General features: G+C 37.5%; 4 protein-coding genes. 2 read left to right on the plus strand and 2 right to left on the minus strand.

Annotation, left to right across the window (positions count from 1 at the left end):
• Positions 1 to 79: 79 nt before the first annotated feature.
• Both ACFFLS_RS13105 and ACFFLS_RS13110 read left to right on the plus strand, forming a co-directional pair.
• Positions 80 to 6,730: a T9SS type A sorting domain-containing protein gene (locus tag ACFFLS_RS13105; RefSeq protein ID WP_379682029.1), complete on the plus strand. Its 6,651-nt coding sequence runs from the start codon at positions 80 to 82 to the stop codon at positions 6,728 to 6,730.
• Positions 6,731 to 6,783: 53 nt separating this feature from the next.
• On the plus strand, positions 6,784 to 7,617 hold the full coding sequence (locus ACFFLS_RS13110) for a porin family protein (protein WP_379682030.1): 834 nt from the start codon (positions 6,784 to 6,786) through the stop codon (positions 7,615 to 7,617).
• A 192-nt stretch (positions 7,618 to 7,809) separates the two neighbouring features.
• On the opposite strand, the gene ACFFLS_RS13115 is transcribed toward ACFFLS_RS13110, so the two are convergent.
• Together ACFFLS_RS13115 and ACFFLS_RS13120 are read right to left on the minus strand one after the other, a co-directional pair.
• The gene (locus ACFFLS_RS13115) at positions 7,810 to 10,227 is read right to left on the minus strand and encodes a glycoside hydrolase family 2 TIM barrel-domain containing protein (protein WP_379682031.1); all 2,418 of its coding nucleotides are present in this window, start codon (positions 10,225 to 10,227) and stop codon (positions 7,810 to 7,812) included.
• Positions 10,228 to 10,453: 226 nt separating this feature from the next.
• Positions 10,454 to 13,975, minus strand: coding sequence for a malectin domain-containing carbohydrate-binding protein (locus ACFFLS_RS13120; RefSeq protein WP_379682032.1), 3,522 nt, complete (start codon positions 13,973 to 13,975; stop codon positions 10,454 to 10,456).
• Positions 13,976 to 14,079: the final 104 nt, after the last annotated feature.

The raw sequence follows: 14,079 nt of genomic DNA on the forward strand, positions 1-14,079 counted from the left end.
AATTAAAAAATTCTTAAATATCGCCCTTTTTCTGGGGATATTTTTGCAGAGTTACTTAAGTAACTCCCAAACGACCCTCGTGGCAGGAGACCTTCTGTTTACGGGGTATGACACAACCTTTGCGCCCGCACAAGGAGACACTTTTAGTTTTGTCTGTCTTAGGACTCTCGCTCCCGGCACAACAATCCGTTTTACCGACAGAGGATATGGCACTACTGGTACATGGTGGACTGCAGGTAGTACGGAAGGAACCGTTACATGGGTAACCACAGGAACAATTACAGAAGGTACGGAAGTATATATACAAGGGTTAAACACTTACACCTACGATAAAACGACTGCTACTTTAGTTCCAAATAGTACCCTTAGCACAAACAATGGGACTATGACAAACGGACTCACATTAAATGGTCCTGGAGATCAAATCTATGCCTTTCAGGGCGGTTCTGGTGAACCTTCTGATGCTGGCGTAGTCTTTATTTCCGGATTACATTTTTATGTTTGCCCAGCAGGAACTACAACTGCGTCTTGGGACTCTACCTGTGCACTGGGTGCAAATACATCTACATTAAAAACTGGAGCTGGAGGCCTTGTTGGAGGCACCAGTGCTTTTTATACAGGTCCCCTTGGTGGTACTGGTACTATAGTAGCTTTATCAGGTCGATTTAATAATACTCTTAATTCACCGCTAAGCACAGCAGCAGAAATTAGAACTGCTGTAATGAATCAGGCAAACTGGGGGCTTGCAGCAGCTAGTCAAACTTTACCAACAGCCAAACCTTTTTTGAGTACACCTACAGCAATTACTACAAATCCTTCAAGTAGAGTAGTATGTTCAGGAAGTAATACGTCATTTTCGGTAGTTGCTACTGGGGCTACAAATTACCAATGGCAAGTAAATACAGGAGATGGTAGTGGTTTTGTTGATTTAACTAATGTAGCGCCTTATGCTGGAGCAACTACAGCTACACTAACCATAACCGGAGCTACCTCTACAATGAATAATTATCAATATCGTTGTGTAGTAGGCGGTTCAGGTTCTGTAACTTCTACAGCGGCAACCTTAAATGTACCTGTACTTCTAGCCTCCTCTGTACAATCACAAAGCAACGTAAGCACTTATGGTGGTACTAATGGTTCAGCTACCCTATCTGTTACTAATGGTACTTCTCCCTATTTTTACTCTTGGTCACCTTCTGGGGGAACGGGCGCTACAGCAACCAATCTTACTGCTGGTACTTACACAGTAACAATTACCGACAGTACTCCTAATGGACTTGGAGGATGTACAATAACCCAAACTGTAACTATTACACAACCTGGTGGATCTATTGTATCAACAAACACTTTAAGCGGTTTTGCGAGTTGTGGAGGTCCTTCTACTGCACAAAGTTTTACATTGCAAGCTGGTGGTTTAACTGCAACATTGAATGTTTCAGCACCTACTGGTTTTGAAATATCTACAAATAGTTCAGGGCCATATAGTAATAATATCATTTTTACTCCTTCTTCTGGCAATGTAGCTCTTCGAACTATTTATGTTCGTTTAGCATCAACAGCTACGGGAAGCCCATCAGGAGATATTACTGTTTCTTCAACAGGAATAACAACACAAAATGTGGCCGTATCAGGAACTGCAAATGGGGTTAATGTTACATCTCAACCTGCTGCTGCATCGATTTGTGATGGTGGAAATACTAGTTTTTCTGTAACTGCTTCAAATGCTACTGGATATCAGTGGCAAGTAAACCAGGGAGCAGGTTTTGTAGATATTACAAACAACTCTGTGTATTCAGGAGCTACTACTAATATACTGAATATCACAAGTGCTACAATGTCATTTAATGGTTATCTATACAGAGTTGTAATTTCGGGCTCATGTCCTTCTGTAAATTCTAATAATGCCGCTCTTACGATTAATCCATCTCCATCAATAGTGACACAACCAACTACAAGCCCAATTTGTGCAGGAGCTAATACTTCTATACTTGTTATTGCGGCTAATACTACTGGGTACAAATGGCAGGTAAACGATGGCAGTGGTTATGTAGATATTGTAAACAACTCAACATATTCGGGAGCTACTACTGGAACGCTAAGCATTACAGGAGCTACTGCAGGAATGAACAATTATACTTATAGAGCCGTTTTATCTGGCGGATGTACTCCTGATGCTGTTACAAATAGTGTAACATTAACAGTAAATTCTGCTCCGGCTATTACTGCAAATCCATCTGACAGCTCTATTTGCAATAATTCAAATGCAACATTTACGGCTACTGCTACGAATGCTACAGGGTATCAATGGCAGGTAAATCAAGGGTTAGGATTTAGCAGTATCGCAAACGGAGGTGTTTACTCAGGAGCAACTACTGCAACCCTTACTATAACAGGAGCTACTTCTGCCCTAAATAATTATCAATATCGTGTTGTAGCTACAGGAAGCTGTACTCCATTGGCAGTTAGTACTGCTGCAACGTTACGAATATCTACAATACAAACAACGTCAAGTCAAACTAACATTGCATGTCATGGCACTAATACGGGTTCACTTTTTGTTTCACCAACTGGCGGTATAGGAGCTTATACCTATTCATGGTCAAATGGAGCAACAACTTCTTCAATTAGCAATTTACCTGCTGGTAACTACAGTGTAACTATAAGAGATGCTATTTTATGTGAGAGAGTATTGAATTTTACAATTTCAGAACCTCCTTTACTTACAGCTTCGGCGGGAACAGTTAACAACGTAAGCTGTTATGGTGGTGCAAATGGTACCGCAACAGTTACTGTAAGTGGAGGAACACCAATTTATACGTATTCATGGGCACCATATGGAGGAACTAATCCTACTGCAACAGGACTTACCGCAGGTAACTATACCGTTACAGTTACGGATGATTATGGTTGTAATACTACACAAAGTTTTACAATTACACAGCCAGCCACTCCTATAACTCCTACGCCATCTCAGACTAATATTTTATGTCGCGGAACAGCAACGGGATCAGCAAGCGTAACAGTCACTGGAGGTACTCCATCCTATACTTATTCATGGGCACCATCTGGTGGTACTGCAGCCACAGCTTCAGGCCTTACTGCGGGAACCTATACTGTAACCATTACAGATGCTAATAACTGTCAAGAAACACAATCTTTTACTATAACGGAACCAGCGTTAGCATTAACAGCATCAGCAGGAACAACTACGAATGTAAAATGTAAAGGTGATTCAACAGGATCTGCAACTGTAAACGTTACAGGAGGAACTGGAGGTTACACTTATTCTTGGGCACCTTCTGGTGGAACCGCAGCTACTGCAACAGGATTAGCAGCCGGTACATACGTTGTTACAGTTACAGATGCTAATTTATGTCAAACTACACAATCTTTTACTATAACAGAACCAACAAATGCACTTACAGCCACTGCTGGTACTGTTAATAATGTCTCTTGTAATGGAGGAGCAAATGGTACCGCTACAGTAAACGTAACCGGAGGAACTGGTGCTCGTACTTATTCTTGGGCTCCAAGTGGAGGATCTACTGCAACTGCAACTGGCTTATCAGCCGGTACATATGTAGTTACAGTTACAGATGCTAATTTATGTCAAACTACACAAAGTTTTACCATTACACAACCAGCAGCTCTTGTAGCGAGTTTGGGGTCTCAAACTAATGTATCTTGTAATGGAGGAACTAATGGTACCGCTACTGTAAGCGTAACTGGCGGAACAGGTTCTCGCACTTATTCTTGGTCTCCAACTGGAGGGAATGCAGCTACCGCAACCGGACTTCAAGCAGGTACTTATACAGTAACCGTAACTGACGCTAACAATTGCCAAGCAATACAAAGTTTTACAATTACGCAACCAACATCGCTTACTGCTACACAATCGCAAACTAATGTTCTTTGTAATGGCACTTCTACAGGATCAGCTACAGTGACTCCTTCAGGAGGAGCAGGAACTTATACATATGTATGGTCTCCATCAGGAGGAACTGGTGCTACAGCTACAGGCCTTTCTGCAGGCAATTATAGTGTTTTAATTACAGATAGTAACGGATGTTTTACTACTAGAAATTTTACAATTACTCAGCCATCGGCATTGACAGCAGCAACATATCAAATAAATGCTACTTGTAGTACACCAGGTGAAGCTGGAGTTATAGCTTCTGGCGGAACATCTCCATACACTTATTTATGGTCAGATGGACAAACTACTGCAACTGCAACAGGATTAACTGCTGGAAACTATTCTGCAATTGTAACAGATAATAATGGCTGTACAATAACTAGAAACTTTACTATTACAACTACTAATACATTAGTTGCTACAACAGCACAAACTGATGTATTATGTAACGGAACAAACACAGGTTCTGCAACAGTTATTCCTTCTGGGGCAGCGGGTCCTTTTACTTATGCTTGGGCTCCATCAGGAGGAACTGCCGATACTGCAACAGGACTAACAGCTGGTAATTATTCTGTAACTATTACAGCTGGTAATGGATGTTCAATTGTGAAAAACTTTACAATCACGCAACCAAATGCTATTACTATTATATCATCTCAAACTAATGTTTCTTGTAATAGTGGATCAAATGGTTCTGCAACTGTAAATGTTTCAGGAGGAACAGGAGGCTATTCTTATGCTTGGGCTCCGACTGGAGGAAACACTAATACTGCAACAGGATTGGCAGCAGGAACTTATACCGTAACTGTGACTGATGCTAACTTATGTCAAAAAACACAAAGTTTTACTATCAGTCAACCAGACCCATTTGTAACAACTGTAACTCAAACTAATGTTTCTTGTAATGGTGGATCAAACGGTTCTGCAACTGTAAATGTTACAGGAGGAACAGGAACTTACTCTTATTCATGGGCTCCAACTGGAGGAACTGCAGCTACTGCAAGCGGACTTCAAGCAGGAACTTATACAGTCACTATTACAGATGCTAACGCGTGTAGTGCTATACAAACTGTAACTATCACACAACCTTTACTCCTTACTGCATCATCAGTTAAAACAGATGTCTCTTGTATTGGAGCTAGTGACGGAACTGCAACAGTAAGTGCTACTGGAGGAACTGGCGCTTATACTTATGTTTGGGCTCCATCTGGCGGAACGGCTGCAACTGCAACAGGATTGGCTCCTGGTACTTACACAGCAACGATAACAGATGCAAATGGATGTTTCACAACTCAAACTGTAACTATAATCACAACTCCTGATGTAACTGCACCAGTTCCTACTGTAGCAGTATTACCAGAGATTACTGATTATTGTGGTGTTCTAGCATCTCAAATTGCTATTCCGACAGCCATAGATAATTGTGTTGGAACAATAAACGGAACTACAACAGATCCTTTAACCTACAACACGCCTGGAACTTATACCATTACTTGGAAATACGATGATGGCAACGGAAATACAACAACGCAGCTTCAAACTGTAAAAGTACTTGTGTCTCCTATCAATGTAGTAACTTTTAGCAATGCCAGCTTTACTTATGACGGAAATCCGCATTCAATTCAAGTAGCTAACCTACCAGCTGGAGCGACTGCATCTTATTCGTCAAATAATGGATCAACAAACGCAGGAACATATACTATTACAGCAACTATAACACCTGCTGTAACATCGCCAAATTGCTCACCAATTGTTCTTACTGCAAATCTTGTAATCAACAAAGCTGCTCAGCAAATTACGTTTGGAGCTATTCCAACTAAAACATTGGGAGCTAATAATACTTTTAATCTAACAGCAACAGCAAGTTCAGGGCTTCCTGTAACATATACTTACACTTATGACTCTGCACTTCCGCCTGCAACTGTTACACCAACTGGACAAGTTACTATGACCAGATCAGGAGAAGTATTAATTACAGCACATCAGGCAGGAAACAACAATTACCTTCAAGCAACAGATGTTTCTCAATTATTAGTAATCTTAAACAACAATATTGATGTTAAAAGAATTGTAATCGGAACAACGGTTTACGAAAACCCTCCAAAAACAATAACTAAATTATTGGCTTGTGGCGAAACTAATCCGAATGTATCTATTGTAAATGAGTCAAATGCGACAATTACGCCTTCAGCTAATTTTACAATTCAGACTCCAAAACCAGGAATCTATACTCAAAATGTAAATATCACTTCAGAAGATGGAAGTTTGTCTGCTAATTATACAATTACAGTAGAAAAACCATTTGGATTTTATGACATTGTACAAGTTAAATTTAACAATGTACTAATCGTAAACAATAATCCGCAAACTAATGGAGGTTATGAATTTACTGCTTACCAATGGTTTAAAAACGGGCAGTTAATTGGTACAGGACAATACTACTCAGCTGGAGAAACTATCGGTAATGTATTGGATCCTAGCGCTAGTTACATGGTAAAAATGACTACCAAAGACGGTAAAGTTTTACAAACTTGTTCGGCTCAGATTACTTTAACTCAGACTCTTCAGGCTAAGCTTTATCCAAATCCAATCCAGTCTGGAAAAATAATCACTGTTGAAGCTGATTTCCCATCAGAAGAATTGGAAAAAATGCAAATCAGTCTTTATTCTGTGACGGGTCAATTAGTAAAAACAGTTCAATCTTCATCAGTAAGAACTGAAATACAATTACCACAAACAAGTGATGGTAACATGTACCTTGTTGTACTTGAAACTCCAAATGTGAAAAAATCATTCAAAGTAATTGTGAAATAAAAAAAACCTGCCGGTATTATTTTAGAATAATACCGGCATAATAAAATCTTAAGATGAAAAAATACATAACATCACTCGCTGTTATAGCCACACTCTTAACCGGAAGTTTTAACAGTTATGGACAGGATATCAAGCAAGAATTTTCAATTTCAGCAGGCGGACCATTTTCATTTATGAAATATTCAGGAGGCTATGTTGCCGGAAATGGTTTTAATGCAGGACTTCGTTATTCTTATTATCTAAATGAAGGACTAAGTCTAGGGATTGGAGTCGAATACCAAAGCTATTCTTCAGATTTTACATCTACAGCTTTAAACGGAAGTTATAATACTGTAGATAGTGAAAACGAAGCATTCCAATTTAGATACAGAACTACCAATTTCAGAGAAGAACAAAATCTGGGTTATATTAATATCCCGCTTAATATTCAATTTGAAACACCGGGAACTTCTAAATTATATGTAGCCGCAGGGGCAAAAATCGGATTTGCAGTAAACGGATGTTATACTACTACAATGCAAAATCTGACTACAAGCGGTTATTACCCGCAATATAATGTAGAATTGTTCTCTCCTGAATTTGCTGGATTCTTTAGTAAAAACAATGTAGATATCGGAAAACAGGATTTGGAAACAGAGATTTCTTATTCTTTTACTTTCGAAACCGGTTTAAAACAGCTTATCGGTAAACACAGTGCTTTTTATATTGGTGCATATCTCGATTACGGTCTAAACAACATTTACGATAAAGGTTCAAACAAACCTGTTGTACAATACAGTCCCGAACTTCCGGTTCAGTTGCAATACAACAGTGCTTTAGATTCTCAGTTTGTACATGATGTAAGACTCGTTTCGTACGGTATAAAGCTACGATTTGCAGTACATTAATTTCGGTACCAAAACAAAACTAAAAAAGCTATTCATTAAACTTGAATAGCTTTTTTTATATGCCTATAATGATAATTAAGAAAGAAAAAAAAAATAAACTACCTAAGTTATTTAAGAAAAATCAAGTCAAAACTTAAATTGTCTTATATAACTTATATGGTTCGAAATTTTGAATCTTTGCGAGAGACAAATTTAATTCACTTTTACATCAATAACTGAAGCTTGCAAACCAGCAGTAGTAGCTTTCAACTGAATATTTTCTTTCTTTCCATTCGACTGAATAATAACAACACATTTTCCATTAAACAATTTACAAGAATTCACTTTAAACGATTCCAAATTGGCTTGATATCCATTATCAACTCCTACTAATTTTCCTCCTCCAGTTACTTCAAAATTAATTAAATCCATGGCATTTGGCACTAAGTTTCCGTCTTTGTCCAACATTGAAACGGTTACGTAAACCAAATCGTAAGTATCGTTTTTAATGGCCGTTTTTTCCGCTTTTAAATCAATTTTAGAAGCTTCTCCTGCTGTGTGGATTTCCTTTTCTAAAACTACTTTTCCGTTCTTTCTGGAAACAGCTTTTAAAGTTCCCGGTTCAAATTTCACTTTCCATGAAATATGCAGATCATCATTTTGTTTTGATTTCTTGCCAAGCGATTTTCCGTTTAAGAATAATTCTACTTCATCAGCATTATTGTAATACGCCCAAATATTAATCTCTTGATCTTTTGTCCAGTTCCAATGCGGTAAAATATGTAGAACCGTTTTTTTCGACCATTCACTTTGGTACATATAATATACATCTTTTGGAAGTCCAGCTAAATCAACAATTCCGAAATACGAACTTCTCGCAGGAAACGGATACGGATCTGGTTCTCCGATATAATCGAAACCTGTCCAGATAAAAGTTCCAGCCATAAAATCCTGACTTTTGATAGTTTTCCAGTTTTCTTCGTGTGTTGCACCCCAATACGACTTCACCTGATCGTAAGCCGAAACTGTCCAATCGGCATTTCCATCAAAAGGAGCTCCGTATTTTGTCGGCCAAGCTTTAATAACATCTGACTGGTCATAATGTCCGCGAGTTTCTAAAGCCGAAACACTTTCTGAAGCCAAGATTTTTTGTCCTTTGAATTTAGTTGGAAAATCTTTATAATCTTCATGTTTGTAATTGAAACCCAAAAGATCCAAAGCTCCAGATTGATAAATAAAGTTTTTCTCTATTACATTTTCGGTCAAAGCCGAAGTTACGGGACGTGTTGTATCTAACGACTTTACAATTTTAGTCAATTCTCTTGTAATCGCAATTCCAGTCGAATCAAATTGTTCTCTGATTTCGTTACCAATACTCCACATCATAACCGATGGATAATTACGGTCTCTTTTGATAAAATCTTCTAAATCTTGTTTATGCCAAGCATCCCAATCTTTGTGGTAATCATTGGTTACTTTTTTCTTTTTCCAAACATCAAAAGCTTCGTCCTGAACAATGAATCCCATTTCGTCGCACAATTGCATCATTTCCAAAGAATGCGGGTTATGAGACATTCTGATTGCGTTAGCTCCCATCTCTTTCATCAATGTTAGTTTTCTTCTAACAGCGTGAATGTTTTCTACCGCTCCCAAAGCGCCGTTATCGTGATGCAAGCAAACTCCGTATATTTTGGTTGGAACACCATTTAATGAAAATCCTTTCTCTGAATCAAAACTGAAATATCTAAACCCAAGTGGTGTCTCATAATTGTCAACCAACTTCGATTTCTCGTAAACTTTGGTAATGACTTTATACAAATAAGGATTTTCAGGACTCCATAATTTAGGCTGTTTTACTTCTAAGTTATGAGTCTTTTTCTCAGATGTTTTAGCTCCAATTTTCTCTGTGGAAGCAAAATTGGCAACTTCAACATTATCTGAATTTACAATCGAAGTAACCAGTTTAAATTCTTTTGAAGAAGCATTGTCATTATCAACAGTAACTTCTAAATGTACTTTTGATTTCTCTGTTGAAACTTCTGGCGTTGTTACAAAAGTTCCCCATTTTCCAACATGCAGTTTTTCACTGGCAACCAATCTCACATTTCTATAAATTCCAGAACCTGTGTACCATCTCGAATTGGGCTGTGCATCGTTATCCACTTTTACGGCAATTACATTTTCTTTTCCGAAGTTCAAATATTGCGATAAATCATATCCAAAAGAAATATAACCATTCGGGCGAATTCCTAATGATTTTCCATTAATGAAAACTTCACTATTCTTAAAAACACCATCAAATTCAATCGAAACTGTTTTGTTTTTCCAATTACTTGGAACAGTAAAAACTTTACGATACCAGGCCTTTCCAGCCGGTAAAAATCCTTGTGCTTGCTTAGTCTTATTATCTTTATCGAAAGCGCCTTCAATACTCCAATCGTGCGCTAATTGAAGCGTTCTCCAGTCAGAAGCGTTGAAATTGACATTTATTGCTTCGGGATAATCTCCTAATTTGAAGTTCCAGTTTTTATTGAAATCCTCGACAATTCTGGCTTGCTTTTGTGCAAAAATTGATACTGAAAACAATAAGACAATTGTAATTTTTTGAAGTATGTTTTTATGTTTAATCATAAATATGTTTTTTATTCTAATCTAAATATCTTTTTGTCATTTCGACCGAAGGGAGAAATCACACTAGAAACTCCGTACAGTTATTTCCAATCTTTGTAGAATCCCGCGTGTGATTTCTCGTTCCTCGAAATGACAAACTGGATGGACAATTGGAACGTAGACGCACTGCAGTGCGTCTCTACAGTAAAAACCTTTGCGTCTTTGCGTCTTCGTGGCAAATAACTAGTTATTGAAACTCAAAATTATCCAACAACAATCCTTTCAAATCATCACCTTCCAATGTAATTTTATAGGTTCCTGCATTAATATATCCTCCTGATGTTGTATTCAAAATCTTCCATTTTTCTGTCGAAGAAGGAAACTCAATCATATCATTTCGCATTAAAATTCCATAGGCATCTTCCATTTTGAATTTCACTTTCATAGGAGTTTCATTTCTGTTCATAAAACGGAAACGCATTAGATAGATTCCTGCAACTCCTGGTTTAACTTCAAACTCAATGCTATTGTTTGTCTTTTTTGTAAACTCGATATAATCAGCTTTTTTGAAATTTCCTTTTTCGATTCCGTCTCCAGTTGTTTTTGTCTTTTCGGCTTCGATGATTACGACAGGTCTCGAATCGTCTTTTTCGCCCATATCATAAGTTGGAACGACAGCAATTGTAGAAATTGTTTCAGAATTATCAAAAAGAACTTTCTCGTCTTTCTTTACTTTTTTAATAAAAATATCAAATAAAATCCCGTTGCTGTTCTTCGCTTTTTCTTCTATTTTTTTATAATCCGAAAGCCAATTTAATACTTTGATTTTACTGTCAACAAAAACATAAACAGTCGATTCTTCTTTAGCTGTAAACGAACCTTTGTTTTTAGAATTACTTGAAAACTGTAAATAATCTGCTCCAAAAATTTCCGAAGGCAATTCGGTAAAAACAACATCAGAATCTGAATATTGTTTTGAATTAATATCCAGCCATGAAGCTACTTTGTTGGTTTTATCATAAGAATCTAAAACCAGATTTTGAATGTTTTTTGAAGATTCGGCTGCTGGTCTTGCATGAATATCTTTTGTCGCAATCGCAATCGCAGAAATAATCGCTTGCGAAGCTTTTACATTCGGGAACAAAATCACAATTTTTCCGTTTGTGCTTTTTACTTTGAATGTTTTCTTCAAAGCATTATCATGGCCAGCTTCTGCCCAAATATCAAAATCTTTTAAAACTACATTTTCATTGATAGCAACATCAAACAAACGCCAGCCTTTGCAGTCTAAGCCTCCGCCAGTTCCATACCAAGGTTCTGTAAAATACAATTCTACCAAATATTCTCCGTTTGGTGCAGGAAATTCATAGCGTAATTTGTCAGCACCATATCTAAAACTTTGAAATAACTCCGGATCTTTTGTCCCGTTTATTGGGTCGAAAGTTTTTCTTTGGCTGGCGAAAAAATCAGGGAGTTTTTCAAAATTATCAGTCCATGAAAGTGAACCCCAAGTGTTTTTTCCGTTTTTGTGTGTATCAGTTAACCAAGTATTTCCCGCTGAATCTGTCAATTCAGAACCTCCGCAATTAACTCTGTAAATGTAATTGTAACCACTTTTAGCTTTTGTAATATCGGTTTTTTCTGTAGTTAAAGCATCGAAATTTGGTGCATTCGGAAGATTATTTAAAACAATATAATCTTTCGCAACCGCTTTTCCGTTTACATAACCAACTGCAAACAAAACATTATATTGAATATTGACATTATTAAACTGAAAATGCTGTCCGATTCCTGGATTTTTTAATTTTCCTAAAGAAGATTTATTGACGTCATTAAACAATTCTACTTCGTCGCAATTCGAATAAATATCGATTCCGTTTTTGATTCCTGGCTTTTCCCAACGGCTTGGCCAAGTATGCGAAACGATATAAACCATCGGATTGGCTTTGTTCGAAACATAATTTGCTCGATACATATAAAACGCATCCAAAGGTTCGCCCCAAATCGTAAAAAGACCTTTGTAGTTTACTGGACCAACTTTGTCAATATCTCTAAAACCTTCTCCGTTTTGCACGCGTCCTGGATTTTCATGCGAAGCAAAAAGCCAGTTAAACTGTCCCGCAATTTTATCTTTAACCGATTCGGCTTCTCTAACTTTAATTTCCATTAATTGAGAAAAACGATTTTCGCTTAAAGTCCCTTTTTGGTCAAACTCGCCCTCGGTATGTAAATCGGTAGAACGCCATGCGCCGTATTCTCCGTTTAATAACTGAGTAGTCATCTCCAGATGGTATTTTAGCGGATCTCCGCCATACGTTCCTGACCAGTTCTGAACGACATTCCAATCTGTTCCTTCTCCGCCGTTGCAAGTCGTTACAATTCTTTGCGAAGCTGATAACGGATCCATTTCACGAATAATCTGCGTGCATTCTTCAGCAAATTCTTTTGGAATCGTGCTTTCATTCTGCAATCCCCACATTACAACTGATGGACTGTTTCTGCGTTCTTTAATCCATTCTCGTAATAATGTTTTAAAGTTTTCTTTGAATTCTGGCGTATCGTACCAAATATGTGCCGAAAACTGACTCCAAAACAGAATTCCGTTTTCGTCCAATTCTTTTTGATATAATAAATTATGAGGCTGATGTGCTTCTCTAAACGCATTAAATCCGCCTGCTTTGATTTGTTCGATTCTGGAATGAATCATTTCGTCTGAAAACGAATGGCTTTTTCCAATCAAATGTTCGTATTCGCAGACTCCATTTATAAAAACAGGTTCATCATTGATAAAAAAACGATTGTCTTTTCCATCACGACTAACTGGCCAGCTTACCCAACGAATTCCGTAAGACGTTGTCAACTGATCAATTATTTTTCCATTTTCGTAAACTGAAGTAACCAATTTATACAAATTCGGATTCGATGGTGACCATAATTTTGGATTTATAATCTCAGGAAGCGTCTGTGCTATTTCTTTAGTTTCTCCAGAATTAATTTTGTTGTCGGTTTTTGTAATGACAACTTTCTTTCCTGAAGCATCAAAAAGAACATTTTCGATTGTCAAATTTCGCGGTGAGGTCGCGTAATTCTTGATTTCAGTTGTACTATGAAGAATCGCTTTTTGTTTAGAAACCGATTTATCATTCCAGATATGAACACCAAAAGGCTGAATTCTCACATCATTTGTAACAACTAAAGTAACGGGTCTGAAAATCCCCATTGGCTGAGAACCTTCTGAAAATCCCCATTCGCCAGAACAGCCTCCGCAAACCCAAGGCAAATCGGCAATAAAAGAAGGATGCGAAGCTTTTACTAAAATTTGATTTTCTTTTTCTAAAGAAACTGCTTTGGTAATATCAAGCGTAAAAGTGGTACGACCACCTTTGTGTTCGCCCACTTTTTTGCCGTTTACCCAAACAGTCGCGTAAGAACTAACGCCTTCAAAAAACAAGAAAAGCTTTTTCCCTACGTTAGTTTTGTCGAGTTTTAATGTTTTTTTGTACCAAGCGGTACCGTGTAAATTTCCATGTTTTGTTCTTCTAAAACCATAATACTGATCCCAATTGTGAGGCACACTTACCTTTTGCCAATTGGAATCAGTTTTTGGATTTTCTACAAAATCTTCTTCTTTCAGCGGAAGATTATCCAAGATTACGGTCTCCCAAGATGAATTCAGCGAAATTTCTTTACGAACTGAACCTTTGCTCTGACTCCAAACAAAGCAAAGACTTGAAAAAAAACAAAAAATAAAAAAAACTATTCTATTCATATTTTCTAAACCATATAAGTGATTATAAGGTTGTTTAAGTTTTTATTTTACGCATTCTTGTCATTTCGACCGAAGGGAGAAATCACACGCGGAACTCGACAAAG

The sequence above is a fragment of the Flavobacterium procerum genome (assembly GCF_042431625.1).
GTDB lineage: Bacteria > Bacteroidota > Bacteroidia > Flavobacteriales > Flavobacteriaceae > Flavobacterium > Flavobacterium procerum.

Coding starts and splice junctions, on each gene's coding strand:
- ACFFLS_RS13110 (WP_379682030.1), top strand. CDS start 6,784: ATGAAAAAATACATAACATCACTCGCTGTTATAGCCACACTCTTAACC.
- ACFFLS_RS13115 (WP_379682031.1), bottom strand. CDS start 10,227: ATGATTAAACATAAAAACATACTTCAAAAAATTACAATTGTCTTATTG.
- ACFFLS_RS13120 (WP_379682032.1), bottom strand. CDS start 13,975: ATGAATAGAATAGTTTTTTTTATTTTTTGTTTTTTTTCAAGTCTTTGC.